This window comes from Streptococcus oralis (genome assembly GCF_022749195.1).
In the GTDB taxonomy this organism is placed as follows: domain Bacteria; phylum Bacillota; class Bacilli; order Lactobacillales; family Streptococcaceae; genus Streptococcus; species Streptococcus oralis_CI.
The window spans coordinates 815585-842538 of sequence record NZ_CP094226.1; the positions used below are offsets into that span (position 1 = coordinate 815585).

Here is a 26954-nt window from a genome sequence, read left to right on the forward strand (position 1 = left end):
CAGGCTCTTTTTACTTGAAGCTTGACAAATTTCCCCCTTGTGTGCGAAACTAGAGGAAGAGTAATTTATCTAGGAGAAATCATGCGTATCATTTATCTCTGTATTGGCTTTATTTCACTGGCTTTAGCTGTTATTGGAGTTGTCCTACCACTTTTGCCAACAACACCCTTTCTTTTGTTAGCTATCGCTTGCTTTTCAAAATCTTCTAAGCGTTTTGAAGACTGGCTTTATCATACAAAGCTTTATCAGACTTATGTAGCGGACTTTCGGGAAACCAAGTCAATCGCGCGTGAACGAAAGAAAAAAATTATCGTATCTATCTATATCTTGATGGGGATTTCTATTTATTTTGCCCCTCTTTTACCAGTCAAAATCGGTCTGGGAGCCCTGACTATCTTTATTACCTACTATCTCTTTAAAGTCATTCCTGACAAAGAATAGATAAAAATAGTAGTTATTTGCCTTGATAAAAATGAAAGCATATTTAAAATAATATGATATAATAAATTCAAAGAAAACATCAAGGAGAATCAAATGATTTACGAATTTTGCGCTGAAAATGTGACCTTGCTTGAAAAAGCGATGCAGGCTGGAGCTCGTCGAATCGAACTTTGTGACAATCTAGCTGTAGGAGGAACAACGCCAAGTTATGGAGTGACCAAGGCAGCGGTTGAATTGGCAGCTAATTATGATAGCACCATCATGACTATGATTCGTCCCCGTGGTGGCGACTTTGTCTATACTGATCTTGAAATAGCGATCATGCTAGAAGACATTCGTTTGACTGCACAGGCTGGAAGTCAAGGGGTTGTATTTGGGACATTAACTGCTGATAAAAAGTTAGATAAGCCTAATCTTGAGAAGCTGATTGCCGCATCTAAAGGAATGGAAATTGTCTTTCACATGGCCTTTGATGAATTGAGTGATGAAGACCAGTTAGAAGCCATTGACTGGCTCAGCCAAGCTGGTGTCACTCGTATCTTAACTCGTGCTGGTGTGTCTGGAGACTCGCTAGAGAAACGTTTCGCTCATTATCACAGAATTTTGGAACATGCTAAAGGTAAAATTGAAATTCTACCAGGTGGGGGGATTGACTTGGATAACCGTCAAACCTTTATCGACCAGCTGGGTGTGACACAATTGCATGGAACTAAGGTTGTCTTTTAAAAAATAGAAAGGAACTGCTAGCTTTTGGTAGCAGTTTTCACTTATGTTTGAAATTTTTAAATCCTATCAGTTTAATAAAGAAAAAGCTCATGCCTATGGTTTTGTAGAAAATGGAGAAGTCTGGACCTATAGTTGCCAGATTTTGCAGGGTGACTTTTACATGACAGTCACTATCACTCCTGATAATGTGAGATTTCATGTCTTTGACCAGGAAACTGGTGATCTCTATCCTCAAGTACATATGGAAAGTATGCGGGGAAGTTTTGTCGGAAGTGTCCGTGAGGCTTGTTTGGAGACTCTCTACCAGATTCGGAAGGCTTGCTTTGATGTACAGGATTTTATCTGCCCTCAGACTAAGCGTATCATTGCTCAAGTTCAGGAAAAGTATGGTAATCAGTTGGAGTATCTGTGGGAAAAGTCTCCTGATACAGCTGTATTGCGCCATGAAGGCAATCAAAAGTGGTATGCTGTTGTGATGAGAATCCCATGGGATAAGCTGGAAAAGGGGAGAGAAGGGCTAGTCGAAGCAGTCAACCTCAAACACGACCAAGTAGCTGACATGCTTTCACAAAAGGGTATTTATCCAGCTTTTCATATGAATAAACGCTACTGGCTTAGTCTGGCACTTGATGATAGTTTGCAAGATGAAGAAGTGATAGAACTCATCGAAAAAAGTTGGAACTTGACTGTGAAAAAATAAGAAAATTCGCTTGAGTTTTCAAATACTTTCAATTAGCAAAATATTCTTTACTGAAGAAATTTTCAGAAAATAATGGATTTTTTCTTGACAAGTGTTTTTAGCTATGCTAAAATACTAAACAAGATATCAAACGAAGGAGAAAGTCAAACATGAAAACAGCTAAGTTTAATCAATTTGCTTTGTTGTTGAGGTACTCGGGCTAGTGCAAAAGCATTAGTCCTGTTTGGCTTACCAAGCGGGAGTAAATCAACATCTCGCTTGGGCTTCTGAGCGAGATGTTTTTTTAAAACCACATTTGGAAAAGGGGAAATCTTATGCGTAAAGTTGAATTTTTTGATACAAGCCTTCGTGATGGGGAACAAACACCTGGTGTTAACTTTTCAATAAAGGAAAAAGTTTCCATTGCAAGACAGCTGGAGAAATGGGGAATTTCTGTAATTGAAGCTGGTTTTCCGGCTGCTAGTCCAGATTCATTTATAGCTGTTCAAGAAATTGCTAAAGCCATGAAAAAAACAGCAGTGACAGGATTAGCTCGTTCTGTAAAATCTGATATTGATGCTTGTTATGAGGCTCTTAAGGATGCCAAGTATCCTCAAATTCATGTCTTTATTGCTACTAGTCCGATTCACCGCAAGTATAAGCTCAATAAGAGCAAGGAAGAGATTTTAGAAGCTATCAAGGAACATGTTTCTTATGCACGTTCTAAGTTTGAAATCGTCGAATTCTCTCCTGAAGATGCGACTAGAACAGAGTTGGATTTCCTCTTACAAGTCGTTCAAACAGCGGTCGATGCAGGTGCATCTTATATCAATATCCCTGACACAGTTGGCTTTACGACTCCAGAAGAGTTTGCTCGTATCTTTGATTACTTGACTGAAAATATTAAATCAGATCATAAAGTTGTCTTTGGTGTCCACTGTCACGATGATCTCGGTATGGCAACTGCAAATACTTTGACAGCAATTAAACACGGTGCTGGACGTGTCCAGGGAACTATTAATGGTATCGGTGAACGCGCAGGTAATGTTGCTCTTGAAGAAGTAGCTGTTGCTTTGAAGATTCGTGAGGATTTCTTCCAAGCAACTAGTGATATTGTTTTGGATGAAACAATGAATACGTCTGAAATGGTTTCTCGCTTTTCTGGTATTCCAGTTCCTAAAAACAAGGCTGTGGTTGGTGGTAATGCCTTCTCTCACGAGTCTGGTATTCACCAAGATGGAGTCCTTAAAAATCCTCTCACTTATGAAATCATCACACCTGAATTGGTCGGTGTTAAGAGCAATAGTCTTCCGCTTGGTAAATTGTCAGGTCGCCATGCCTTTGTTGAAAAACTAAGAGAATTGGCACTAGACTTTACTGAAGAAGACATCAAACCACTCTTTGCTAAGTTCAAGGCGCTGGCGGACAAAAAGCAAGAAATCACAGATGCAGATATTCGAGCTCTGGTCGCTGGTACCATGGTTGAAAACCCAGAAGGCTTCCATTTTGATGATTTGCAACTTCAAACCCATGCAGATAATAAGATTGAAGCCCTCGTTAGTCTGGCTAATATGGATGGTGAAAAAGTCGAATTTAATGCGACAGGGCAAGGTTCCGTTGAAGCGATCTTTAACGCTATCGATAAGTTCTTTAACCAATCTGTCCGCTTGGTGTCCTATACCATCGATGCGGTAACAGATGGAATCGATGCCCAAGCTCGGGTTTTGGTCACTGTTGAAAACAGAGATACAGAAACCATCTTTAACGCAGCAGGTCTTGATTTCGATGTATTGAAGGCTTCCGCTATTGCCTATATCAATGCCAATACTTTTGTTCAAAAAGAGAATGCAGGTGAGATGGGGCATAGCGTTTCCTACCGAGACATGCCTAGTGTGTAAAGGAGAAGGCTATGACAAAGAAAATAGTAGCTCTAGCAGGGGATGGAATCGGTCCAGAAATCATGGAAGCTGGTTTAGCGGTTCTGGAAGCTCTAGCTTCAAAAACAGGATTTGACTATGAGATAGAAAGACGCCCCTTTGGAGGTGCGGGTATTGATGCTGTGGGGCATCCCTTACCTGATGAAACCCTCAAGGCATCTAGAGAAGCAGATGCTATTCTCCTAGCGGCTATCGGTAGTCCCCAGTATGATGGGGCAGCGATTCGGCCTGAACAAGGCTTGCTGGCTCTCCGTAAGGAACTCAATCTCTATGCCAATATTCGGCCTGTTAAGATTTTTGACAGTCTCAAGCATTTGTCACCTCTCAAACCGGAACGAATTGCTGGTGTTGACTTTGTCGTGGTACGTGAGTTGACAGGTGGTATCTACTTTGGAGATCATATCCTTGAAGAGCGGAAAGCGCGTGATATCAACGACTACAGCTATGAGGAAGTAGTGCGGATTATTCGTAAGGCCTTTGAAATCGCAGGAAGTCGCAGAAAAATCGTTACTAGTATCGATAAGCAAAATGTTCTAGCGACTTCAAAACTCTGGCGCAGAGTAGCTGAGGAGGTTGCGCAAGATTTTCCAGATGTAACCTTGGAGCACCAGTTGGTGGACTCAGCTGCCATGCTCATGATTACCAATCCTGCCAAGTTTGATGTCATCGTGACAGAGAATCTTTTCGGAGATATCTTATCTGATGAATCAAGCGTTCTATCAGGCACTCTTGGTGTTATGCCATCAGCCAGTCATTCTGAAAAGGGGCCAAGTCTTTATGAGCCTATTCACGGTTCAGCGCCTGATATTGCAGGTCAAGGAATTGCCAATCCTATCTCTATGATTTTGTCAGTTGCTATGATGTTGAGAGACAGTTTTGGACGTTATGAGGATGCAGAGCGTATCGAGCGTGCTGTTGAAGCTAGTTTAGCGGCTGGCATTTTAACAAGAGATATTGGAGGACAGGCTTCGACTAAGGAAATGACAGAAGCCATCATTGAAAGATTATGAAGATAAATGAAGGAATCACGCTTGCCTTCTTGATTTGGAATTTGCTGATTTTCTTGATTTATGGCATTGACAAATCCAAGGCAAGAAGAGGTGCTTGGCGCGTCCCAGAGAAAATCTTACTCATTTTAGCCCTTACTTGTGGTGGTTTTGGTGCCTGGTTGGCAGGAATCACCTTTCACCACAAGACTAGAAAATGGTATTTTAAAACAGTTTGGTTTCTCGGGATGGTGACCACACTAGTAGCCTTATATTTTATTTGGAGGTAATGGATGGTAGGAAAAACGATTTTTGATAAATTATGGGACCGTCATGTCATCACAGGAGAAGAAGGGCAACCCCAACTCATGTATGTAGATCAGCACTATATTCATGAAGTGACCAGTCCCCAAGCTTTTCAAGGATTACGAGATGCAGGCCGCAGATTGAGACGGCCCGACTTGACATTTGGGACCTTTGATCACAATGTACCAACCGTCAATATCTACGATATTCGAGATGTGATTTCTAAGGCTCAAATTGATAAGCTCGCTGAAAATGTTGAGGAGTTTGGGATTGAACATGCGGCCCACGGTTCTGAAAAGCAGGGCATCGTTCACATGGTTGGTCCAGAAACAGGACGGACGCAACCAGGAAAATTCATCGTTTGTGGAGATAGCCACACAGCTACTCACGGAGCTTTCGGAGCTATCGCCTTTGGGATTGGGACCAGTGAGGTTGAGCATGTCTTTGCTACCCAGACACTCTGGCAAGTTAAACCTAAGAAAATGCTGGTAGAATTCGCTGGTGTTCCTCAAAAAGGAGTTTACTCTAAGGATTACATTCTCGCTTTAATTGCCAAGTATGGCGTTGCTTGTGGTGTAGGATATGTGGTGGAATATCGTGGGCAAGCGATTGATGCACTGACCATGGAAGAGAGAATGACCATCTGCAATATGTCCATCGAGTTTGGCTCTAAGATGGGCATCATGAATCCAGATCAAACTACCTATGACTATCTCAAGGGACGGGAATGTGTTCCAGAGGATTTCGAGGAGGCTGTTGCTGACTGGAAGACGCTTGTCAGCGATGAGGATGCTGTTTATGATAAGGTTATCCGGATGGATGTCTCAGACTTGGCTCCTATGGTGACCTGGGGAACCAATCCTGCTATGGGCGTTGACTTTGACAGTAGCTTCCCAGAAATTAAGGATATGAACGATGAACGTGCTTATCATTACATGGACTTGGAGCCTGGTCAAAAGCCAGCGGACATTGAACTAGGATATATTTTTATCGGGTCTTGTACCAATGCTCGACTCAGTGACTTGCAACTGGCTGCTCGATTTGTCAAAGGGAAGAAAATAGCTCCTAACTTAACTGCTATCGTGGTTCCAGGCTCTCGTCCTGTCAAACGAGCTGCTGAGAAGTTGGGCTTGGATAAGGTTTTCTTAGATGCTGGCTTTGAGTGGCGAGACCCAGGTTGCTCTATGTGCCTAGGGATGAATCCCGACAAGGTTCCTGATGGTGTTCACTGCGCTTCAACTAGCAATCGTAACTTTGAAGACAGACAGGGATTTGGTGCTAAGACCCATCTCTGCAGTCCAGCCATGGCAGCTGCAGCGGCTATCGCAGGGCGCTTCGTAGATGTTCGGCAAATGCCAGAGGCCCAGTAAGGAGAGGATATGGAGAAATTTACAGTTTATACGGGAACGACCGTTCCTCTCATGAACGATAACATCGACACCGACCAAATCCTCCCCAAGCAATTTCTCAAGTTGATTGATAAAAAAGGCTTTGGTAAGTACCTTATGTATGCTTGGCGTTATCTGGACGATAACTACACTGAGGATCCAGATTTTGTTTTTAACCGACCTGAATATCGTAAAGCTAGTATTCTCATCTCGGGGGATAACTTTGGTGCGGGGTCTTCGAGGGAACACGCAGCTTGGGCTCTAGCTGACTATGGTTTTAAGGTCGTGATTGCAGGATCTTTCGGGGACATTCATTACAATAATGAACTCAATAATGGCATGTTGCCTATTGTTCAGCCCAGAGAGGTTAGAGAGAAACTAGCCCAGCTCAAACCAACTGACCAGGTAACTGTGGACTTGGAACAACAAAAAATCATCTCACCAGTTGGAGAATTCACTTTCGAAATAGATAGCGAGTGGAAACACAAGCTCTTAAATGGTTTGGATGATATTGGTATTACTTTGCAGTATGAAGATTTGATTGCTGCTTATGAAAAACAACGACCGGCCTACTGGCAGGATTAGAAAAATAGAAAAGGAACTATAGAACTATGACAAAACACATTCAATGGAACGGAACACTTTCTCAAGAAGGCTATGACATTTTAAAAGGTGAGGGCGGATGTATCGTTTGCCCCACAAAAGTTGGTTACATTATCATGACGAGCGATAAGGCAGGTCTTGAACGCAAATTTGAAGCTAAAGAGCGTAACCGTAACAAACCAGGTGTTGTACTTTGTGGTAGCATGGACGAGCTTCGCGCTTTAGCACAACTCAACCCAGAAATTGAAGCCTTCTACCAAAAACATTGGGACGAAGATATTCTCCTCGGTTGTATCCTTCCATGGAAACCAGAAGCTTTTGACAAACTCAAAGCATATGGTGATGGCCGTGAAGAACTCATGACAGACGTTCGTGGTACTAGCTGTTTTGTCATCAAGTTTGGTAAAGCTGGTGAACAACTGGCTGCTAAACTTTGGGAAGAAGGCAAGATGGTCTACGCCTCATCAGCCAACCCATCTGGAAAAGGAAACCGTGGTAAGGTAGAAGGAATCGGAGAACGTATTGAAGGAGCAGTGGACCTTGTCATCGAAGCAGACGACTATGTGGCATCTATCCAACCTGACAAAACGATTGAAACGCGCTACGAGCAAGGCGTGATGGTATCTATGGTCGATAAAGACGGCAAACTCATCCCTGAACAAGGAGGAGATCGTTCAATCTCACCAGCTCCAGTTGTGATCCGTAAAGGGCTTGACATTGATAAAATCATGATGCATCTGTCAGATACCTTTAACTCATGGGACTACCGTCAAGGTGAGTATTACTAAGATAAAAAAAGAAGTCTAGTGTTAAGAGTCATTGAAGCTCCTAACGCTGGGCTTTTTTTAGAAGTTCTTTTCTTTTTCTATAGGATATGATATTCTATATATGAAATATATAGTTTTTTATTCGAACATTATTATAAAAGGAGTAAGATTGATGGATAAAAGAAAGCTTGGATTGGAAGATTTTTATGCTTGGTATCAAGAAAATAAAATAAGATTAAGAGAAGACGCATCTAAATATAGTATTTACAATGAACAATTACGTGAAGAATTTCTTAAAGAGTGCCCACTTGATAGAATTTTAACCATGTCTATCGATGAATATGTCATTGGGAAAGGAGCTCAAAGTAATTCTTTTTGTTACGGTCTTGAGAGGGGAAAATACAAATCCTTATTTATGGGAATTGGAGGCGGAGCTTCTCCTTTCCGTTTGGTTAACTATAATTTGCACCATGAACCTAAAACGTACTTAAAAGAGGTGGAAAAAATAAAAAAGCTCGATAAGATAGAGATAGAACGAACAATGAGTAGGGTAAAACGATAGTAAATAAATAGATTGGAAGGGTGTAGGTGTATGAGATGGGAACGAAAGGGATTAGCAAGAAAGTTTTTGAGACAATTTTTTCAACGGCTTCAGTGGATTGTAGTAATGTTAATAGTGGTTTAGAAATGTTAATGCGCTATTATAAGGATGATATCCCTAAATCACCTCGATTTTTATATGATTCAGATGCGGTATACTTTTATAATTTTGATGAAGAAATTAAAGAACTGGATAATGATTGGCAAAGGAGAGATTTAGCAGAACGCGGAGATATTATGACTTCGATTTGGACTCCAATCACTTATTATTTAGACCTGAATAAAGATGGCAAGATATTAGCGAAAAATAATGCTGGTATCGATATAGTTCTTCAAAATGATGAAACTAGGAATAATGAGAAGCTTACTATTTTTAATTATTTGGCAGAACATTATGCATCGAGAGGAAATTTGTTGTTATTACCGAATATGACAAATAAAGCAGGAAAAAGAAATTTGAATCCTGATAAATTTATGATGTCAGAAGATAAACTTGATCAGTTTTTATACTATTGTTTAAAAGGGAAACTAATGGAGTATTTCAACAACAAGAAAAATTTAGTGGAATGGTTTTTTTCAGAAAGTTTAGAATGTATGTTTCTTCAAGGTTTTTTTCAACACTCATTAGAGGAAATTGAAAATCGTAAAGTTGCTATAGACAGAAATAATATAGAAATTAAAGAAAATAACATACAACGATTAATTGATAAATTTGAAATCTCAGATTATAAATATCGAGACTTTTCATTAGAAGATTGGAAGACGTATTTTGATAGATTGAACAAAGTGATTGCGTATCGTAATTCAGTTGATATTAAACCTCACTTACCTTTAAAGTGGGATAAAAGAGATTGCTCAACAACAACTGAGGAAGTGTAAATCGTGATATCTAAGAAAAGAAAAATTCTTGTATTTGTATGGATTCTAAGTGAGAAAGATAAAAAGGAGGAACGACAATGGCAACAATAGAAAGTGGAGCGAGATTTGGGATTTCGCTGGTATTCCTAGTGAGTTTTGTGTTTATTGCGACATGTGTGTTTGTTATTTTCGTCCGCCGATGGACAGCCGCAAAACAAAGCGGAGGTTCTTAAAAATTTGGTGTTTATTGGAATGAAAAAACAAAGAGTTATAAAGATCAAGCTAATAAAGTCATTCCTCTTTCAGAGTTGGATCATCTATTTACTAAATTGAAAACAGATTTGTACGAAATTATTAAAGAAGGTATTCATTTCAAATTTGATAATCCGATTTTTGATATGAAAAAGTCTACGAATGAATTTATTGGGCGTTCTGCGGTAGTCACAAAACTACTTTGTATTTATTCTGAGAATCCTTCTTTTTTAGGAGTAAATATGAATAGTCAAAATGAATTTTGGAATAGGTTGATTCCCCAAAGCAATCAAGGAGGGCCCTATCGTCAGAATCATGAGATTTGTAAACTGTTTTCTAAAACATATCCTGAACTAGAATCTTCAATGTTGGGTAGTATTTTATTTGAATATTCAAAAGATTTTATAGACAGTGATAATAAGCAAGGAGAGAAAGAAATGTCTGAACAAAATAATATTCATCATCCCTTGAGTAATATCTTGTTACAATCCAAAAACCTCATCCTCCGAGGTGCTCCTGGCACAGGAAAAACTTATCTTGCTAAAGAAATTGCGGCAGAGCTAACTGGTGGTAATGAAGATCAAATCGACTTTGTACAATTTCACCCATCTTATGATTATACGGATTTTGTAGAGGGTTTGAGACCGGTATCAAATGGCGATGGAGCTATTGAGTTTAGGCTACAGGACGGTATTTTTAAAGATTTTTGTCAGAAAGCAAAAGAAGCCCAATTGATTGGAGGACAAGATAATTTTGAGGAGGCTTGGGATTCTTACTTAGAATATATAAATGTTGCTGAAGAAAAAGAATATATAACAAAAACATCTTACTTATCTGTTAATAGTAGACAAAATTTGTCAGTAAATTATGATAGTGGTGTTCCAGGATGGTCACTACCTCGCAAATATGTTTACGAGTTGTATAAAGATAAAAATTATAATAAGCAAGAATACTACAAAAGTGGTGGAAAAACTGTCCTAGAAACATTGAGAAAGAGATTTGGTTTGAAAGACTATGTTTCCCCAACAGAAATTGACACAGACAAGAAATTCGTTTTCATCATTGATGAAATCAACCGTGGTGAGATTTCTAAGATTTTTGGTGAACTCTTTTTCTCTATTGACCCTGGCTATCGTGGTGAAAAGGGAAGTGTTTCTACCCAATATGCAAATCTACACGAAACTGATGAAAAGTTTTATATCCCCGAAAATGTTTACATCATCGGAACTATGAATGATATTGATCGTTCAGTGGATACCTTTGATTTTGCTATGCGTCGTCGTTTTCGTTTTGTTGAAGTTACTGCTGAAAGTCAAGTTGCTATGTTGGATAAAGAACTGGGTATCCATGCAGAAGAAGCAAAACTTCGTCTAAGAAGCTTGAATGCTGCTATCGAGAACGTTCAGGAGCTAAACAGTCATTATCATATCGGACCAAGTTATTTCCTTAAGTTGGAAGAAGTGGACTTTGACTATGAATTACTCTGGTCTGATTATATTAAACCGCTACTAGAAGACTACTTACGAGGTTCTTATGAAGAGGATGAAACTCTGCAAACATTGAAAAAAGCATTTGATCTGACAAATAAAGAGCAAACAGTTCAGCAAGATACTGGTGGTTATGATGCGGATAACCGATAATCAGCATAGAATTGCTAAAGAAGACTTTGTCGCAGAATATCCCAAACTAAGTCAAGCCCTTCTTGATAGAACACTCTATAACCTTTATCGAGAGGACAATATCTTTATTTTCCCAAATGATTTGAAGCATTCTCCTGATTTGGATAAGGATCAAAAGATTATTGAAACTGTCAATCAGGAAATTAAGACTGGAAATGTGATTGGTTTTCTGGGGTGTGGTCAGGAAAGATTAACGATTTCCTCTCGTTTTTCTGATGGAAGTAACGACCATTTTTTGAATTATCTCTTACAAAAGGTTCTCAATATCAATCTGACTAGTTTGGATGTCGGTCTATCTCTAGAGGATAAACTCTATCAGCTTTTGATTTACCTCTTTCCCAAGTATTTACAAGCTGCTCTCAGAAAAGGTCTTTATAAGGAATACCAGAGATTTTCTCATAACGATAGTCATGTAAAGGGAGTGATAGATGTAGGAAATCATCTTAAGAGAAATGTTCCTTTTATGGGAAATATTGCCTATACAACAAGAGTGTTCACCTATGATAATCCACTCATGCAATTGATTCGGCATACGATTGAGTACATAAAGATTCAAAAAAGTTTCAGATCTTTGCTTGATAATAATCGTGAAACTATAGCTGAAATTATCCGTGTAAGTCCGTCTTATAAACTCGCTGATCGTGCTAAGATTATCAGAATGAATAAAACGAAACCCATCCGACACGCCTACTTCAGAGAGTACAGAAAGTTACAGGAGCTTTGCCTGATGATCCTAAATAGAGAGAAGCATGGGTTAGGATATCAAGAGCAAAAAATCCATGGTATTCTCTTTGATGTTGCCTGGCTTTGGGAAGAGTATGTCTACACCTTGTTGCCAAAATATTTTGTACATCCCAGAAATAAGGATAAGACGGATGGAATTTCAGTATTTTCTGTTGGGAAACGAAAAGTATATCCAGATTTTTATGACAGAGAACGAAAGATTGTTCTAGATGCAAAATATAAAAAACTGGAGTTCACTGAAAGAGGAATTAACCGCGAGGACTTGTTCCAGCTGATTTCCTATTCTTATATTTTAGAAGCTGAGAAAGCTGGACTGATTTTTCCTAGTATGGAGCAGTCAGTAAATAGTGAAATAGGAAAACTAGCTGGTTATGGCGCTCAATTGAAGAAGTGGTCTATCCAAATCCCTCAGAATGCCTCATCCTATAGTGCATTTTGTAAAATGATGGAAAACTCCGCAGAAATTTTTAAAGCGATTATTGATGAAGAAGTGGGGAGAAAATAATCTCTTCACTTTTTTGATATTTATATAAGCAATTCCCGAACAATATAATTTGATTATTAAAAATATTTGACAAAAACTGTACTTTGGTTTATAATGTGTCAAGGAAACGTCGGAAAAAGGCGTAGGGATGCGTAAGCATAGGTAGGTCATTACAAAAGAAACGAGACATCGATATGTTAAATGAATTTCCAATTTTTGATTACGAAGATATTCAGTTGATCCCAAATAAATGTGTCATTAAAAGCCGTGCAGAAGCAGACACAAGTGTCACACTTGGAAATCACACTTTCAAACTACCTGTTGTGCCAGCAAATATGCAGACGATTTTGGATGAGAACGTAGCAGAGCAGCTTGCTAAAGGTGGATACTTCTATATTATGCATCGTTTTGATGAGGCTGGACGTATTCCTTTTATCAAGCGCATGCACGATCAAGGGCTCATTGCTTCTATTTCCGTCGGTGTCAAGGATTACGAGTATGATTTTGTTAGCCAACTCAAGGCTGATGCTCCTGAGTATATCACGATTGACATTGCTCATGGTCATGCGGATAGCGTGATTTCTATGATCCAACACATCAAGAAAGAATTACCAAATACTTTTGTCATTGCTGGCAACGTAGGAACACCAGAAGCTGTTCGTGAATTGGAAAATGCCGGTGCGGATGCAACAAAGGTTGGAATCGGTCCTGGTAAGGTTTGTATCACCAAGGTCAAGACAGGTTTTGGTACAGGTGGCTGGCAGTTGGCAGCACTTCGCTGGTGTGCTAAAGCAGCACGCAAACCGATTATCGCTGATGGAGGGATTCGTACACACGGTGACATTGCCAAGTCTATCCGTTTCGGTGCTAGCATGGTCATGATTGGTTCCCTTTTTGCAGGACACATCGAAAGCCCAGGGAAGACGATTGAAGTCGATGGGGAACAATTCAAAGAATACTATGGTTCAGCTTCTCAATACCAAAAAGGAGCATATAAAAATGTGGAAGGTAAGCGCATCTTACTGCCTGCTAAAGGGCATTTGCAAGACACCCTTACTGAGATGGAGCAGGACTTGCAAAGTGCTATTTCCTATGCAGGTGGACGCAAGGTTGCTGACCTCAAACACGTTGATTATGTTATCGTGAAAAACTCTATCTGGAACGGGGATGCATCCCACTAAGAGACACTTAGTCCACCAATAAAAAACTTGTTATTAGAGCAAATTTCTGTTATAATAAGACAAGTTTCCACCCTTAGTGTAATGGATATCACGTAAGATTCCGGTTCTTGAGATGGGGGTTCGATTCCCTCAGGGTGGATGTAAATAGCCTAAGAAAGCCTTAAATAAGGCTTTTTTCTTTATACTGTCCCTAAAATTGAAAATTGTCTTCTAAAAAATGCTCAATTTCCCTCTAGTCCCGTTTTAAAGTGACTCAGGGGGCTTTTTTTGTTATAATAAAAGGGACTGTTATCAGTTAGAAAGAGGTTGGTATGAAAGAATTACAAACTGTACTAAAGAAGCGTTTTGCAATCGAATTTGCAGACAAAAACTTACTGGAAACGGCCTTTACTCATACGAGTTATGCCAATGAGCACCGCCTCTTAAAAATTTCACACAATGAGCGCTTGGAATTTTTAGGAGACGCTGTTCTGCAATTATTGATTTCAGAATATCTGTATAAAAAATATCCTAAGAAACCGGAGGGAGATTTGTCTAAACTCCGTGCTATGATTGTCCGTGAGGAGAGTTTGGCTGGTTTTGCGCGTGATTGCCAGTTTGATCAGTTTATCAAGCTAGGAAAAGGGGAAGAAAAGTCTGGTGGGCGCAATCGTGACACCATTCTTGGAGATGCCTTTGAAGCCTTTTTGGGAGCATTGCTTTTGGATAAGGATGTTGCTAGAGTAAAAGAGTTCATCTATCAGGTCATGATTCCCAAGGTTGAAGCAGGTGACTTTGAAATGATTAAGGATTACAAGACACACCTGCAAGAGCTGCTCCAGGTCAATGGAGATGTGGATATTCGCTACCAGGTGACCTCTGAGAAGGGGCCTGCCCATGATAAGGTTTTTGATGTAGAAGTTCTTGTTGAGGGCAAGAGTATCGGAAAAGGTCAAGGCCGTTCTAAAAAATTAGCAGAGCAAGAGGCCGCCAAAAATGCAGTTGAGAAAGGGCTGGATTCATGTATTTAAAGGAAATTGAGATTCAGGGATTCAAGTCCTTTGCTGACAAGACCAAGGTCGTCTTTGATCAAGGTGTGACAGCTGTCGTTGGGCCCAATGGTTCTGGGAAGTCAAATATTACAGAAAGTCTGCGATGGGCTTTGGGGGAGTCTAGTGTCAAGAGCCTTCGTGGAGGCAAGATGCCCGACGTTATCTTTGCTGGAACTGAAAGCCGCAAACCACTCAATTATGCCTCTGTTGTCGTGACTTTGGACAATGAAGATGGCTTTATCAAGGATGCGGGGCAAATCATTAAGGTAGAACGTCATATCTATCGTAGTGGTGATAGCGAGTATCGAATTGATGGCAAGAAAGTTCGCTTGCGTGATGTGCACGACCTTTTCTTGGATACAGGTTTGGGAAGGGATTCCTTCTCCATCATTTCCCAAGGGAAGGTTGAGGAGATTTTTAATTCCAAGCCAGAGGAACGCCGTGCTATTTTTGAAGAAGCTGCTGGAGTTTTAAAATACAAGACTCGTCGAAAAGAAACAGAAAGCAAACTGCAACAAACTCAAGACAATCTCGACCGCTTAGAGGACATTATCTATGAGTTGGACAATCAAATCAAGCCCCTTGCAAAACAAGCCGAGAATGCTCGTAAGTTTCTCGACCTGGATGGTCAACGCAAGGCGATTTATTTGGATGTACTGGTTGCCCAAATCAAGGAAAACAAGGCTGAACTGGAGCTGACCGAGGAAGAACTAACTCAGGTTCAGGAACTTTTGACTAGCTATTACCAAAAGCGTGAAGAGTTAGAAGAGGAAAATCAAAGCCTTAAAAAGAAACGCCAAGATCTCCAGGCTGAAATGGCCAAGGATCAAGGAAGCTTGATGGATTTGACTAGTTTGATCAGTGACTTAGAGCGAAAACTAGCCTTGTCTAAACTGGAATCTGAGCAGGTAGCCCTCAATCAACAAGAAGCGCAAGCCCGTTTGGCGACTTTGGAAGATAAGAGAAAGGCGCTAAGTAAGGAAAAGGCTGAAAAAGAAGCTCACTTGAAACAGTTAGAGGAAAATCTAGCTGAAAATAACAAGAAACTCAATCACCTAGAGGCTGAATTGCTAGCTTTTTCAGATGATCCTGACCAGATGATTGAGCTCTTGCGTGAACGTTTTGTGGCTCTTTTACAAGAAGAAGCGGATGTCTCAAACCAGTTGACCCGCATCGAGAATGAACTAGAGAACAGCCGTCAGTTATCTCAAAAACAAGCAGATCAACTTGAGAAACTGAAAGAACAACTGGCTACAGCTAAAGAGAAGGCCAGTCAACAACAGGCTGAGCTTGAAACTGCCAAGGAACAGGTTCAGAAATTATTGGCGGACTACCAAGCTAGTGCCAAGGAGCAAGAGGAGCAGAAAGTTTCTTACCAAGCCCAGCAAAGCCAACTATTTGACCGTCTGGATAGTCTCAAAAACAAGCAGGCTAGAGCCCAGAGTTTAGAGAATATCCTTAGAAATCATAGCAACTTTTACGCGGGTGTTAAAAGTGTTCTCCAAGAAAAAGACCGCCTAGGTGGGATTATTGGTGCAGTTAGTGAGCATCTGACTTTTGATGTTCATTATCAAACAGCTCTTGAGATTGCACTTGGAGCTAGCAGTCAGCATATCATCGTAGAAGATGAAAACGCGGCGACTAAGGCGATTGATTTCCTAAAACGTAACAGAGCTGGTCGTGCGACCTTCCTTCCGTTGACGACAATCAAGGCTCGTACGATTTCTAGTCAGAATCAAGATGCTATTGCATCAAGTCCAGGCTTTCTTGGAATGGCAGATGAGTTGGTGTCGTTTGATAAGAGACTAGAAGCCATTTTCAAGAACTTGCTAGCTACGACAGCGATTTTTGATACTGTAGAACATGCGCGTGCCGCAGCTCGCCAAGTTCGTTATCAGGTTCGCATGGTGACACTGGATGGGACAGAGTTGCGCACAGGTGGTTCCTACGCGGGTGGAGCCAATCGTCAAAACAACAGTATTTTCATCAAGCCAGAGCTGGAACAATTACAAAAAGAAATTGCTGAAGAAGAAGCTGACTTGCGGTCAGAAGAAGCGACTTTGAAGACCTTGCAAGATGAGATGGTAGTATTAACAGAAAGATTAGAAGCCATCAAATCTCAGGGTGAGCAAGCTCGTATTCAGGAGCAAGGCTTGTACCTTGCTTATCAACAAACCAATCAGCAGGTCGAAGAACTGGAAACGCTTTGGAAACTTCAAGAAGAGGAATTAAATCGCCTATCTGAAGGAGATTGGCAAGCGGACAAGGAAAAATGCCAAGAGCGCCTTGCTACTATCACCAGTGAAAAGCAAAATCTGGAAGCTGAGATTGAAGAGATTAAGTCTAACAAAAACGCTATTCAAGAACGTTATCAAAACTTGCAGGAACAGATTTCTCAAGCGCGCTTGCTTAAGTCAGAACTGCAAGGACAAAAGCGGTACGAAGTGACTGATATTGAACGCTTAGACAAGGAACTGGATAATCTGGATATCGAGCAAGAGGAAATCCAGCGCCTCCTCCAAGAAAAGGTTGATAATCTTGAGAAAGTGGATACGGATTTGCTAAGTCAGCAGGAGGAAGAGGCCAAAACTCAGAAAACAAACCTCCAACAAGGTCTGATTCGCAAGCAGTTTGAGTTGGATGATATTGAAGGTCAGCTAGATGATATTGCCAGTCATTTGGACCAGGCTCGCCAGCAGAATGAAGAGTGGATTCGCAAGCAAACACGTGCTGAAGCTAAGAAGGAAAAGGTCAGCGAATGCCTGCGCTATCTACAAGCTCAATTAACTGACCAGTACCAGATCAGTTACACAGAGGCGCTAGAAATGGCTCATGAACTGGAAAATCTCAATCTGGCGGAGCAAGAGGTTAAGGATTTAGAGAAGGCTATTCGCTCACTAGGCCCTGTCAACTTGGACGCTATAGACCAGTACGAAGAAGTTCACAACCGTCTAGATTTCCTCAATAGCCAACGAGATGATATTCTGTCTGCAAAAAACCTACTCCTTGAGACCATCACAGAGATGAATGATGAGGTTAAGGAACGCTTTAAATCAACCTTTGAGGCGATTCGTGAGTCCTTTAAAGTGACCTTTAGACAGATGTTTGGTGGAGGTCAGGCAGATTTGATATTAACTGAGGGCGATCTTTTAACTGCTGGTGTGGAGATTTCTGTTCAACCACCAGGTAAGAAAATCCAATCTCTCAACCTCATGAGTGGTGGTGAAAAAGCCCTATCTGCTCTGGCTCTGCTCTTCTCAATCATCCGAGTTAAGACTATTCCTTTCGTCATCTTGGACGAGGTAGAGGCGGCACTAGACGAAGCCAATGTTAAACGCTTTGGGGATTACCTCAATCGTTTTGACAAGGATAGTCAGTTTATCGTCGTGACCCACCGTAAGGGAACGATGGCGGCAGCGGATTCTATCTATGGAGTTACCATGCAAGAATCAGGTGTATCTAAAATTGTTTCGGTTAAATTAAAAGATTTGGAAGAAACAATAGACTAGTTACCAAATGATAGCATCTCTTAGGAGGTGCTATTTTTTAAAACTAAAGTGCTAAATCTTCTCTTAAGGTCAGTTCAGGCGCAAAAAACGACATTTGGGATTTCCTCTTAGCGAAAAGACTTTCTCTATGATATAATAGTTTCATGATTACAACAGTACCTATTAAGAACGAAAAAGATATTGCAGTACCAGGGAAAACAGTCCTTGTACTAGGTTATTTTGATGGCATCCACAAGGGACATCAGAAACTTTTTGAAGTGGCCAGCAAGGCTTCTATGAAGGATTATCTGCCAGTTGTCGTGATGACCTTTACAGAATCGCCAAAACTTGCCTTACAACCTTACCAACCTGAACTCATGCTCCATATCGTCAATCACGAGGAACGAGAGCACAAGATGAAGTGGCACGGAGTAGAGGCTCTTTTCTTACTTGACTTTAGTAGCAAATTTGCTAGTTTAACGGGTCAAGAATTCTTTGATACCTATGTTCGAGCTTTAAAACCAGCGATTATTGTAGCGGGATTTGATTACACGTTTGGTTCAGATAAGAAAACTGCGGATGACCTGAAAGATTATTTTGATGGAGAGATTATCATTGTTCCTCCAGTCGAGGACGAAAAAGGAAAGATCAGTTCCACACGGATTCGCCAAGCTATTCTTGATGGAGATGTCAAGGAAGTCAACCATCTACTCGGCACACCTCTCCCAACCCGTGGAATGGTCGTTCATGGAAATGCTCGTGGGCGTACAATCGGTTATCCAACAGCCAATCTGGTCCTCAGAGATCGAACCTACATGCCAGCAGACGGTGTTTACGTAGTTGATGTAGAAGTACAACGTCAGAGATATCGTGGAATGGCAAGTGTTGGGAAAAATGTTACTTTCGATGGAGAAGAACCACGTTTTGAAGTCAATATTTTCGACTTTTCAGACGATATTTACGGTGAGACAGTCATGGTCTACTGGCTGGACCGTGTTCGCGATATGGTCAAATTTGACTCCGTAGAGGAATTGGTAGACCAACTCCAGAAAGACGAAGAGATTGCTCGAAACTGGAAGGATGGAGATTCTGTCATTCAAGGGGCTGAGGTATAGAAAACGTCTGAAAATCTACTAGAAGGATTAGTTTTTTTCTAGTAGTTTTGAAAGTTTGATATAACGCACTTTCAGTCCTCTTAGTTACCTATTTTAGCAACTATTTATGTCCTAATTATAGACGAGGCTTTATTATGCAAACGCAAGAAGAAATGAATGTTCTGGTACCTGAAAAATTAGCAGAAATTGAGCGTGATTATGGTATCAGAGTTTTATGGGCTATTGAGTCTGGTAGTCGTGCTTGGGGATTTGAGTCTCCTGATAGTGACTTTGATGTGCGATTTATCTACAAACACAAGCAGGATTTTTATCTCCGTTTGAATGAACAGCGTGATGTTATCGAGCTACCAATTGACGATACTTGGGATGTGAGTGGTTGGGATTTAGACAAGACTTTAAAACTCCTTTATAAGTCAAATCCTACACTGTTTGAATGGTTACAGTCACCAATTGTCTATCAACAAACGGATTTTATCGAGCGCCTACGTCCACTTGCCAACCAGTATTTTTCTGAGAAGAAAATGCTCCACCATTACTTGAACACTGCTAGAACTCAAATGAATAAGTATCTTTCAGGAGACAAGGTCAAGCCTAAAAAGTATTTCTATGCACTACGTCCCATTTTGGCCTGTCGCTGGATTGAAAAATACCATTCAGTCCCTCCAATTTTGTTTGATGATTTAGTGAAAGAATTGCTTCCGTCTCATATGCAGGAGCATGTATCAAGATTGCTAGACATTAAGATAAACGGGCCTGAAGGTATGGAAATTGATCCGATTAAGCCAATTCAAGATTATATTTTAGCTAACATCCAAGAGCTGGATGCATACGTTCAAAGTGTTAGCGAGGAAAAGAAAGACTGGAAAGCTCTCAATCAATTTTTCCTTGAAGAATTAGAGAATGACTGAGGTTGTTTATGGGCAAATGGACATGTAAATGTGGACAAGCGATGAACAACCATAGATCGCCCGATCCAAATGCTTATTCGGTTTATTCGGATGAGCTGTTTGAAGAAATCATGAATAAAGCTGACGACCATAATAAAATTTCTTATGAAGACATTTCAGAGGCGTCATTTTATATGTGGAAGTGCCCTGAGTGTGGCAGTTTCATGGTTTTTGGTGAAGAAGGGGATGGAGACCGCTTTACTTTTTATGAGCGCCAAGAAGTAGAAAAGATCGAGCCTCTCTTTGATCCAGATCAAGATTTAAATCTTGTTGTGGTTGAGTTTCAGGAGGGAGGGAATGGCTATACTTATATCTGCGATGACCCAAATATCCATATTGGGCACGCTGTTATTGTCCCTGTAGGAAAGGAAAATACTGAAAAAACTGCTTTAGTTGTACAGAAGTATCATGCCCTACCAAAGGATATCCCTTTTCCTGTTGAGAAGTTAAAACGTGTCATTCGTAGGTATTCATATTTCGATCCAATCACTTCGAAAAATGTTTGTAGAAATTTAATTAAGCAGGGAAGAATTCTTGATGCTTGCTCTAAAAACGCTACCCCCAACTCTCAGAAAACATATTATAGTATCAAAACTCCTTTAGGTTATTTCTGGTTAGAATTAAATGGAGTTCCTATATTAATGAAAATTACACAAATCCAAGCCAGAGATAAAAAGTACCAAGTGGATGGCGCCCTTTATATAAAGCCATCAGAGATTAACTGTAGAAGATTCTATGAACTAGAATTATGTGCTGATTTTGATATTGATGCCTCAAGATGGATCGATGTTCTCTCTGATGAAAACGTTTGGGGCAATAGTTGGGAGCTAAATGGTCTTCAATTTGGTATTACTGTTAGGGAGTCTCCAGAATTTGAAGACGAAGTAGTTGCGAGAAAGTATAGTCGTATCCCACTTTATTATGATTGGCACTCTGAATGTGAAGATTATTATGGCTTCAGTTTAGCTTGGAAAAAATACGAGGCTGATAGCGATTTGTCGATAGATTTCTATACAACATAAGATGCAGGAGAAAATGTATGAATCAAGCATGGGATTTATTGTTTGAGGGTAAGATTAATGAGGCTAAAAAATTAGTTGAAGCTGATTTTTTATTGGAAACTTGCACAGATTTTAGTTTGTTAAATTTGATGGGGTATATTTATCTCGAAGAGCAAAAATACAACGAGTGCTTAAGTATCTATCAGCGTTACATTGACTTAGCACGAACTAAAAGTGACCCAGAAAATGAACATATAGGCTATCATCAGTTAGCCATGATTTATCGTGAAATGAATGAATTTCAAACGGCCCTTTTCTATATCGAAAGAGAGCAAAAAGTCATTGAAGAATCTTTTACAGAGGATACCCTCAAATCTTCTGTTAACAATTATGAGCAAGGTTATTTACGATTAAAGCTAGGGAAAGTAGCAGAAGCATTCATGTATATGGAACAGTCCTTAAAACAAGCTTTGCAAACAGATGATTTGATTGCCCAAGCTTGTGCCTATAGAGGTTTAGGAGAGATTGGTTCGATACAAAATCCTGAAGAATCACATGAAAATTTTTTACAAGCTATCGCTCTTTTTGAAAAGGCAGGCGATCAGATTGGTGCTCAAGAGGTTAGAAAATTGCTAAATAATAAAAAGTAGCCTGTTCAGGCTACTTTTTTATTGAAACACGCGATATACATATGGATTTTCTGGTTTGTCTACTTTTGTGAAACTCTCAACTTCTAGTGTTGGGAGTTTTTGTTTGAGTTCTTTATGGTAGTGGAGTGTCAGGGTTCCCCTAGCGGTAATCCAGGTATTGTCAGGATACTGGCGTGAGTTCCCCTTGGTCAAGAGTCCATATACACCAGAGTCAGCGATACAGTGGATGATGCCAAAGCGAAAGAGGAACTGGCTATCTGGATGGCTAGGATCGTTATAAACAAAGCCTGTAAATTCGATTTTCTTTCCTTCAAACTCCTGAGGATAGTCATAGAGAACTTCCATGACCTCCATATAGTTTTCATCTGTAACCTGAATGGTTGATTGGGTGAGGTATTTGTCAGCTGTAGACCTCATTTCCTTTTCATAAGCAGATTTGGAAAAATAGGTGCTGGTATCGGGTTTGAGGTATTGACTGGATGTTCCTTCGCTTGCCTGAATGGCTGTGTCGATTCCCTCAGCAAGTGGGAAATGGTATCCCTTAGCAGAAACGGTTCTCGAGTCCAAACTTACGGTAGGAAAGGCAACTCCAATCAACAGAGGTAGTGACAGTAACAGGATGCTGATTCGTCTAGCTTGACGACTTTCCAAATGGCTGTGAGAATTGATTTTCTTGATCCAGATGTAGAATTGGACCAGAGCCAATAGAAGAGAAAGGAGCATGGAAATATAGACTAGATAGGAATAGTGGAGGTTGATGTAGTGACTGAGCTTGCCAGATAGCTTTAGGTAAAAGGTCAGAGAAAAATAGCCCAGTAGAATGAAAAATCGAATCATAGCGTCACCCCTATCATGTAAGAATAAAGCAAGACAAGCACTGTCACAATGCCCATGAATTGCCAGATGAAGCGCGCTTTGAGATAGTGCTTCATCATGAGGAGATTTTTGATATCAAGCATAGGACCAATGACCAGAAAGGCAAGGACTGGTGCTAGGCCGAAGCTCGAGAGGAGAGAAGCTCCGATAAAGGCGTCCGCCTCGCTACAAAGCGAGAGGAGAAAGGCTAGAAACATGAGCAAGAGAATCGCAAGGACTGGACTAGCACTGATAGAGATCAGGATCCGAGTCGGGACATAGACCTGCACGATAGCCGCAAAGAGACAGCCAAAGACCAAGTAACGCCCCATATCGAAAAATTCTTCAATAGCTTGTATAAAGACCTGTAATACTTTTCTAGCAGGATTCAAGTGTGAAAAGTCATGTTCGTGACAAGTGATAGGATTCTCTTTTTGAATGGGTTCCTTCCAGAAAAATCCTAGGAAAATCCCAAGCACCAAAGCAATCACAATGGCTCCCAGCGCTCGCAAGAAGGCAAGTTTTATTGAATTGCCAAAGGCAGAATAAGTGGCGAAAAGAACGATAGGATTGATGATGGGAGCAGTCACCAGAAAAGGAACCGCTGTGTAGCTGGGCACTCTCTTTTCCAAAAAACGATTGATAATCGGAACAATCCCACATTCGCAAGAAGGAAAGAGAAAACCAATGAAGGTACCAAAAAAGATCCTCCCCCAACGATTGCGAGGAAGAAACCTATAAACTTTATCAGGTGTGATATAGACCTCAATCAACCCCGAAATGAGACTCCCAATTAGAACAAAAGGAAGGGCTTCAATCATGATGGAGAGAAAAATAGCTCCCGCTTGTAATACACTAGGAGGAAGAGATTGGAAAACAGTCATCTATTTTTTCTTCTCAACTTTTTCTTTTTTATCTTTTTCATCTGGAAAAGTGACTTGTGTTAAGTCAGGAAGTTTTGCGAATTCTTCAAACATCTTGTCCAAGTCATCGGTTTTTGTAAATTTAACAGCCATGGGCCTACCTCTTTTCTACATTCTACCTCTATTATACTATTATTTTGTGGAAAAGGGATTATTTTGATAATCAAAGATGCAAAAACAGGTAAGGCAAAACAAGAGCTGTTCCTTATGGTATAATAGGTTTATGGATAAAAAATATGAAAAAATCTCCCAAGATTTGGGTGTAACCTTAAAGCAAATCGATACTGTTCTAAGTCTGACGGCAGAAGGGGCGACAATTCCCTTCATCGCGCGTTATCGAAAGGATATGACTGGTAGTCTGGATGAGGTGGCGATTAAGGCCATTATTGACCTGGATAAAACTCTGACAAATCTCAATGATCGTAAGGAAGCTGTCTTGGCTAAGATTCAAGAACAAGGCAAACTAACCAAGGAATTGGAAGAAGCTATTTTGGCAGCTGAAAAATTAGCAGACGTTGAAGAACTCTATCTTCCTTATAAGGAAAAACGTCGAACCAAGGCAACCATTGCCCGTGAAGCTGGACTCTTTCCTCTTGCTCGATTGATTTTGCAAAACGTAGATGGCTTAGAGAAAGAAGGTGAGAAGTTTGTTTGTGAAGGATTTGCGACTGGTCAAGAAGCCTTGGCTGGTGCGGTTGATATTTTGGTCGAAGCCTTATCGGAAGATGTCAATTTGCGTTCACTGACCTATCAGGAAGTGTTGAGACACTCTAAAATCACTTCACAAGTCAAGGATGAAAGTCTTGATGAAAAACAAGTTTTTCAGATTTATTATGATTTTTCAGAGACAGTTGGCAATATGCAGGGCTATCGTACCTTGGCCCTCAATCGTGGGGAAAAACTAGGTATTTTGAAGGTTGGCTTTGAACATGCGACGGACCGTATCTTATCTTTCTTTGCTGCCCGATTCAAGGTGAAAAATGCCTACATAGATGAAGTGGTTCAACAGTCAGTTAAGAAAAAGGTCTTGCCTGCTATCGAACGACGCATTCGGACAGAATTAACTGAGAAGGCAGAAGAAGGAGCTATCCAACTCTTTTCTGACAACCTGCGCAATCTCCTCTTGGTTGCTCCGCTGAAAGGGCGCGTGATTTTAGGATTTGACCCTGCTTTTCGTACAGGTGCCAAGCTTGCTGTCGTTGATACGACAGGGAAAATGCTGACGACTCAGGTCATTTATCCTGTCAAACCAGCATCAGCTCGTCAGATCGAAGAAGCCAAGCGAGACTTGGCAGACTTGATTGGTCAGTATAGTGTCGAAATTATTGCTATCGGAAATGGAACGGCCAGCCGGGAAAGCGAAGCCTTTGTGGCGGAAGTTCTGAAAGATTTTCCTGAGGTCAGCTATGTTATCGTCAATGAAAGTGGCGCTTCTGTATACTCTGCCAGCGAACTTGCTCGTCAGGAGTTTCCAGAATTAACTGTTGAAAAACGCTCTGCTATCTCTATCGCTCGACGTTTGCAAGATCCCCTCGCTGAATTGGTCAAAATTGATCCCAAGTCAATCGGTGTTGGTCAATACCAGCACGATGTCAGTCAGAAGAAACTGTCTGAAAGTCTGGACTTTGTCGTGGATACCGTGGTTAACCAAGTCGGTGTCAATGTCAATACAGCCAGCCCAGCACTTCTTTCCCATGTAGCTGGACTCAATAAAACCATTTCTGAAAATATCGTCAAATACCGTGAGGAAGAAGGAAAAATTACTTCACGCGCTCAAATTAAGAAAGTTCCTCGCCTGGGAGCTAAAGCCTTTGAGCAAGCTGCTGGTTTCCTCCGTATCCCGGAAAGTAGCAATATTCTTGATAATACAGGAGTTCATCCAGAGAACTATGCTGCCGTCAAGGAGCTCTTCAAACGCTTGGATATCAAAGACTTGAATGAAGAGGCACAAAGTAAGCTTAAGTCCCTTTCAGTTAAGGAGATGGCACAGGAACTGAATCTTGGCCCAGAAACCCTTAAAGATATCATTGCTGACCTTCTCAAACCTGGTCGAGATTTCCGGGACTCCTTTGATGCTCCTGTGCTTCGCCAAGATGTCTTGGATATCAAAGACTTAAAAGTCGGCCAGAAGCTAGAAGGTGTGGTGCGTAATGTCGTTGACTTCGGTGCATTCGTTGATATCGGGATTCACGAGGATGGCTTGATCCATATTTCCCACATGAGTCGTAAATTTATCAAACATCCCAGCCAAGTGGTGTCAGTCGGAGATTTGGTAACGGTTTGGGTTAAAAAAATCGATACTGAACGTGAAAAAGTTAATCTGTCGCTCTTAGCTCCAGATGAAACTGACTGAGTACGTTCAGTCTGTTTCACTCGAAGACTTTGGTAGACCTTTTATACACCAAGCCCGGTGGAATTCTCGTCTGCGAACGACAGGTGGGCGATTTTTCCCTAAAGATGGGCATTTGGATTTTAATCCCAAGGTCTATAATGAACTTGGTTTGGAGGTTTTTCGGAAAATCGTGCGTCATGAACTCTGTCACTACCACCTTTATTTTCAGAAAAAGGGTTATCGACATAAGGACCGAGATTTCAAGGAACTTTTGAAAGAAGTGGATGGACTGCGCTATGTTCCCCCTTTGAAAGACCAAAGTAATTTCCTGGTCTATCAGTGCCAATCCTGCCAGCAGACTTATCAGCGCAAGCGTAGGATTGATACAAAACGCTATCGCTGTGGCGTCTGCCGTGGCAAACTCGTCATCATAAATCGGCCTAAGGACTGATGTTTTTGTCCCCGTTTCATGCTATACTACTTGTAAGAATACCGAAAGAGGAACAAATCATGAATAATAAATTTTATAAAGTGAAACGAAATAGTATGGTATCGGGAGTTTTAGCTGGCCTATCAGACAAGTGGAATTTTGATGTCACCTTAGTTCGCTTTCTCTTCGCCATTTTTACCATATCAAATTTTGGGATTGGCGTGATTATCTACATCATCCTCGCCTCTATCCTGCCAACTAAGGAAGAGATTGAAGCAGAAATGTACGGAACAGGACCACGCAAACGCAAGGAAGCCGAAGCCATTGATGACAATGATGGACGGTTTTGGTGAGTTGGATTTTGAAATAGTTTATAGATACTTTCCTTATTTCTCAAAGAGGTCAGAAAAAGAAGTGAACCTTAACCCTTGTATCCACAAGGGTTTTCTTCTTGCCTTTCTTTTATGGTAAAATATTGATAGCGAAATTGCTTGATATTCCTCAATCTTACAAAAATGTAAGATTAAAGTCTCTTTTGTAAGGTTAGGTTA

26 protein-coding genes, 1 tRNA gene and 1 pseudogene are annotated in these 26954 nt (G+C 40.6%); 25 read left to right on the forward strand and 3 right to left on the reverse strand.

Annotated elements, in window-relative coordinates; all coding sequences use genetic code 11:
* Positions 1–81: 81 nt before the first annotated feature.
* The 22 genes and pseudogenes from MP387_RS03995 to MP387_RS04095 all read left to right on the forward strand — a co-directional run bounded on the left by MP387_RS03995 (position 82) and on the right by MP387_RS04095 (position 21863).
* Positions 82–441, forward strand: coding sequence for a YbaN family protein (locus tag MP387_RS03995; protein WP_001220350.1), 360 nt, complete (start codon positions 82–84; stop codon positions 439–441).
* Positions 442–534: 93 nt separating this feature from the next.
* On the forward strand, positions 535–1167 hold the full coding sequence (locus MP387_RS04000; RefSeq protein WP_049518799.1) for a copper homeostasis protein CutC: 633 nt from the start codon (positions 535–537) through the stop codon (positions 1165–1167).
* Between the two features lie 43 nt (positions 1168–1210).
* A complete protein-coding gene (locus MP387_RS04005; RefSeq protein ID WP_242747846.1) occupies positions 1211–1867 on the forward strand; it encodes an MmcQ/YjbR family DNA-binding protein in 657 nt (218 codons plus the stop codon).
* Positions 1868–2181: 314 nt separating this feature from the next.
* A complete protein-coding gene (locus MP387_RS04010) occupies positions 2182–3744 on the forward strand; it encodes a 2-isopropylmalate synthase (protein WP_242747848.1) in 1563 nt (520 codons plus the stop codon).
* Positions 3745–3755: 11 nt separating this feature from the next.
* Complete coding sequence (leuB, locus tag MP387_RS04015; RefSeq protein WP_242747850.1) at positions 3756–4793, forward strand: 3-isopropylmalate dehydrogenase; 1038 nt, start codon at positions 3756–3758, stop codon at positions 4791–4793.
* Positions 4790–5059, forward strand: coding sequence for a DUF1294 domain-containing protein (locus MP387_RS04020; RefSeq protein WP_070683951.1), 270 nt, complete (start codon positions 4790–4792; stop codon positions 5057–5059). The genes leuB and MP387_RS04020 overlap by 4 nt, the downstream gene beginning before the upstream one ends.
* A 3-nt stretch (positions 5060–5062) precedes the next feature.
* Positions 5063–6445, forward strand: coding sequence for a 3-isopropylmalate dehydratase large subunit (gene leuC, locus MP387_RS04025; protein ID WP_242747852.1), 1383 nt, complete (start codon positions 5063–5065; stop codon positions 6443–6445).
* A 9-nt stretch (positions 6446–6454) separates the two neighbouring features.
* Positions 6455–7048, forward strand: coding sequence for a 3-isopropylmalate dehydratase small subunit (gene leuD, locus MP387_RS04030; RefSeq protein ID WP_000410640.1), 594 nt, complete (start codon positions 6455–6457; stop codon positions 7046–7048).
* A 26-nt stretch (positions 7049–7074) separates the two neighbouring features.
* Positions 7075–7854 (forward strand): L-threonylcarbamoyladenylate synthase, encoded by a 780-nt coding sequence (locus tag MP387_RS04035; RefSeq protein WP_242747854.1) that lies wholly within the window; start codon positions 7075–7077, stop codon positions 7852–7854.
* Positions 7855–8005: 151 nt separating this feature from the next.
* A pseudogene (locus tag MP387_RS04040) lies at positions 8006–8273 on the forward strand (hypothetical protein); the annotation flags it as partial.
* A 157-nt stretch (positions 8274–8430) separates the two neighbouring features.
* The gene (locus MP387_RS04045; protein WP_242747856.1) at positions 8431–9312 is read left to right on the forward strand and encodes a hypothetical protein; all 882 of its coding nucleotides are present in this window, start codon (positions 8431–8433) and stop codon (positions 9310–9312) included.
* A gap of 77 nt (positions 9313–9389) precedes the next feature.
* Complete coding sequence (locus MP387_RS09135; protein WP_278192671.1) at positions 9390–9524, forward strand: hypothetical protein; 135 nt, start codon at positions 9390–9392, stop codon at positions 9522–9524.
* Positions 9525–9632: 108 nt separating this feature from the next.
* Positions 9633–11183: an McrB family protein gene (locus tag MP387_RS04050; protein WP_423218898.1), complete on the forward strand. Its 1551-nt coding sequence runs from the start codon at positions 9633–9635 to the stop codon at positions 11181–11183.
* Entirely contained in the window at positions 11167–12471 is a 1305-nt protein-coding gene (locus MP387_RS04055; protein ID WP_242748040.1) for an McrC family protein, read from the forward strand. Before MP387_RS04050 ends, MP387_RS04055 begins: the two co-directional genes overlap by 17 nt.
* Positions 12472–12644: 173 nt before the next feature.
* Entirely contained in the window at positions 12645–13631 is a 987-nt protein-coding gene (locus tag MP387_RS04060; protein WP_084937712.1) for a GMP reductase, read from the forward strand.
* Positions 13632–13698: 67 nt separating this feature from the next.
* Positions 13699–13770 (forward strand) — tRNA-Arg (locus MP387_RS04065).
* Positions 13771–13942: 172 nt separating this feature from the next.
* The gene (rnc, locus tag MP387_RS04070; RefSeq protein ID WP_242747858.1) at positions 13943–14641 is read left to right on the forward strand and encodes a ribonuclease III; all 699 of its coding nucleotides are present in this window, start codon (positions 13943–13945) and stop codon (positions 14639–14641) included.
* Positions 14632–18171, forward strand: a complete 3540-nt coding sequence (gene smc, locus MP387_RS04075; RefSeq protein ID WP_242747859.1) for a chromosome segregation protein SMC — start codon at positions 14632–14634, stop codon at positions 18169–18171. Before rnc ends, smc begins: the two co-directional genes overlap by 10 nt.
* A gap of 143 nt (positions 18172–18314) precedes the next feature.
* Positions 18315–19265 carry a bifunctional riboflavin kinase/FAD synthetase gene (locus tag MP387_RS04080; RefSeq protein ID WP_242747861.1) on the forward strand — a complete coding sequence of 317 codons (951 nt, stop codon included), beginning with the start codon at positions 18315–18317 and terminating at the stop codon, positions 19263–19265.
* Positions 19266–19399: 134 nt separating this feature from the next.
* Positions 19400–20173 carry a nucleotidyltransferase domain-containing protein gene (locus MP387_RS04085; RefSeq protein ID WP_242747863.1) on the forward strand — a complete coding sequence of 258 codons (774 nt, stop codon included), beginning with the start codon at positions 19400–19402 and terminating at the stop codon, positions 20171–20173.
* Positions 20174–20181: 8 nt separating this feature from the next.
* Positions 20182–21234 carry a hypothetical protein gene (locus tag MP387_RS04090; protein ID WP_242747865.1) on the forward strand — a complete coding sequence of 351 codons (1053 nt, stop codon included), beginning with the start codon at positions 20182–20184 and terminating at the stop codon, positions 21232–21234.
* Between the two features lie 17 nt (positions 21235–21251).
* Positions 21252–21863, forward strand: coding sequence for a tetratricopeptide repeat protein (locus MP387_RS04095; RefSeq protein WP_242747867.1), 612 nt, complete (start codon positions 21252–21254; stop codon positions 21861–21863).
* Positions 21864–21881: 18 nt separating this feature from the next.
* Here the strand turns inward: MP387_RS04095 and MP387_RS04100 are convergent, their stop codons facing one another.
* Genes MP387_RS04100 through MP387_RS09140 form a run of 3 tightly spaced genes read right to left on the reverse strand, consistent with a single transcriptional unit; the run spans position 21882 to position 23734 of the window.
* Positions 21882–22700 carry a TIGR03943 family putative permease subunit gene (locus MP387_RS04100; protein WP_242747869.1) on the reverse strand — a complete coding sequence of 273 codons (819 nt, stop codon included), beginning with the start codon at positions 22698–22700 and terminating at the stop codon, positions 21882–21884.
* Positions 22697–23602: a permease gene (locus MP387_RS04105; RefSeq protein ID WP_242747871.1), complete on the reverse strand. Its 906-nt coding sequence runs from the start codon at positions 23600–23602 to the stop codon at positions 22697–22699. Before MP387_RS04105 ends, MP387_RS04100 begins: the two co-directional genes overlap by 4 nt.
* Positions 23603–23734, reverse strand: a complete 132-nt coding sequence (locus MP387_RS09140) for an SPJ_0845 family protein (RefSeq protein ID WP_278192666.1) — start codon at positions 23732–23734, stop codon at positions 23603–23605.
* A gap of 130 nt (positions 23735–23864) precedes the next feature.
* Here MP387_RS09140 and MP387_RS04110 point away from each other — a divergent pair, with 130 nt between their 5' ends.
* The 3 genes from MP387_RS04110 to MP387_RS04120 are packed head-to-tail and all read left to right on the forward strand — an operon-like array spanning position 23865 to position 26756.
* On the forward strand, positions 23865–25994 hold the full coding sequence (locus tag MP387_RS04110; RefSeq protein WP_242747874.1) for a Tex family protein: 2130 nt from the start codon (positions 23865–23867) through the stop codon (positions 25992–25994).
* Positions 25981–26424, forward strand: a complete 444-nt coding sequence (locus tag MP387_RS04115; protein WP_242747876.1) for a SprT family protein — start codon at positions 25981–25983, stop codon at positions 26422–26424. Before MP387_RS04110 ends, MP387_RS04115 begins: the two co-directional genes overlap by 14 nt.
* A gap of 59 nt (positions 26425–26483) precedes the next feature.
* Positions 26484–26756 (forward strand): PspC domain-containing protein, encoded by a 273-nt coding sequence (locus MP387_RS04120; protein ID WP_242747878.1) that lies wholly within the window; start codon positions 26484–26486, stop codon positions 26754–26756.
* Positions 26757–26954 lie beyond the last annotated feature (198 nt).

Coding starts and splice junctions, on each gene's coding strand:
- MP387_RS09135 (WP_278192671.1), top strand. CDS start 9,390: ATGGCAACAATAGAAAGTGGAGCGAGATTTGGGATTTCGCTGGTATTC.
- MP387_RS04005 (WP_242747846.1), top strand. CDS start 1,211: ATGTTTGAAATTTTTAAATCCTATCAGTTTAATAAAGAAAAAGCTCAT.
- MP387_RS04000 (WP_049518799.1), top strand. CDS start 535: ATGATTTACGAATTTTGCGCTGAAAATGTGACCTTGCTTGAAAAAGCG.
- smc (WP_242747859.1), top strand. CDS start 14,632: ATGTATTTAAAGGAAATTGAGATTCAGGGATTCAAGTCCTTTGCTGAC.
- leuD (WP_000410640.1), top strand. CDS start 6,455: ATGGAGAAATTTACAGTTTATACGGGAACGACCGTTCCTCTCATGAAC.
- rnc (WP_242747858.1), top strand. CDS start 13,943: ATGAAAGAATTACAAACTGTACTAAAGAAGCGTTTTGCAATCGAATTT.
- MP387_RS04095 (WP_242747867.1), top strand. CDS start 21,252: ATGAATCAAGCATGGGATTTATTGTTTGAGGGTAAGATTAATGAGGCT.
- MP387_RS04115 (WP_242747876.1), top strand. CDS start 25,981: ATGAAACTGACTGAGTACGTTCAGTCTGTTTCACTCGAAGACTTTGGT.
- MP387_RS04085 (WP_242747863.1), top strand. CDS start 19,400: ATGCAAACGCAAGAAGAAATGAATGTTCTGGTACCTGAAAAATTAGCA.
- MP387_RS04090 (WP_242747865.1), top strand. CDS start 20,182: ATGGGCAAATGGACATGTAAATGTGGACAAGCGATGAACAACCATAGA.
- MP387_RS09140 (WP_278192666.1), bottom strand. CDS start 23,734: ATGGCTGTTAAATTTACAAAAACCGATGACTTGGACAAGATGTTTGAA.
- MP387_RS04100 (WP_242747869.1), bottom strand. CDS start 22,700: ATGATTCGATTTTTCATTCTACTGGGCTATTTTTCTCTGACCTTTTAC.
- MP387_RS04045 (WP_242747856.1), top strand. CDS start 8,431: ATGGGAACGAAAGGGATTAGCAAGAAAGTTTTTGAGACAATTTTTTCA.
- MP387_RS04035 (WP_242747854.1), top strand. CDS start 7,075: ATGACAAAACACATTCAATGGAACGGAACACTTTCTCAAGAAGGCTAT.
- MP387_RS04110 (WP_242747874.1), top strand. CDS start 23,865: ATGGATAAAAAATATGAAAAAATCTCCCAAGATTTGGGTGTAACCTTA.
- MP387_RS04080 (WP_242747861.1), top strand. CDS start 18,315: ATGATTACAACAGTACCTATTAAGAACGAAAAAGATATTGCAGTACCA.
- MP387_RS04055 (WP_242748040.1), top strand. CDS start 11,167: ATGCGGATAACCGATAATCAGCATAGAATTGCTAAAGAAGACTTTGTC.
- MP387_RS04120 (WP_242747878.1), top strand. CDS start 26,484: ATGAATAATAAATTTTATAAAGTGAAACGAAATAGTATGGTATCGGGA.
- MP387_RS04020 (WP_070683951.1), top strand. CDS start 4,790: ATGAAGATAAATGAAGGAATCACGCTTGCCTTCTTGATTTGGAATTTG.
- leuC (WP_242747852.1), top strand. CDS start 5,063: ATGGTAGGAAAAACGATTTTTGATAAATTATGGGACCGTCATGTCATC.
- MP387_RS04060 (WP_084937712.1), top strand. CDS start 12,645: ATGTTAAATGAATTTCCAATTTTTGATTACGAAGATATTCAGTTGATC.
- MP387_RS04105 (WP_242747871.1), bottom strand. CDS start 23,602: ATGACTGTTTTCCAATCTCTTCCTCCTAGTGTATTACAAGCGGGAGCT.
- MP387_RS03995 (WP_001220350.1), top strand. CDS start 82: ATGCGTATCATTTATCTCTGTATTGGCTTTATTTCACTGGCTTTAGCT.
- MP387_RS04010 (WP_242747848.1), top strand. CDS start 2,182: ATGCGTAAAGTTGAATTTTTTGATACAAGCCTTCGTGATGGGGAACAA.
- leuB (WP_242747850.1), top strand. CDS start 3,756: ATGACAAAGAAAATAGTAGCTCTAGCAGGGGATGGAATCGGTCCAGAA.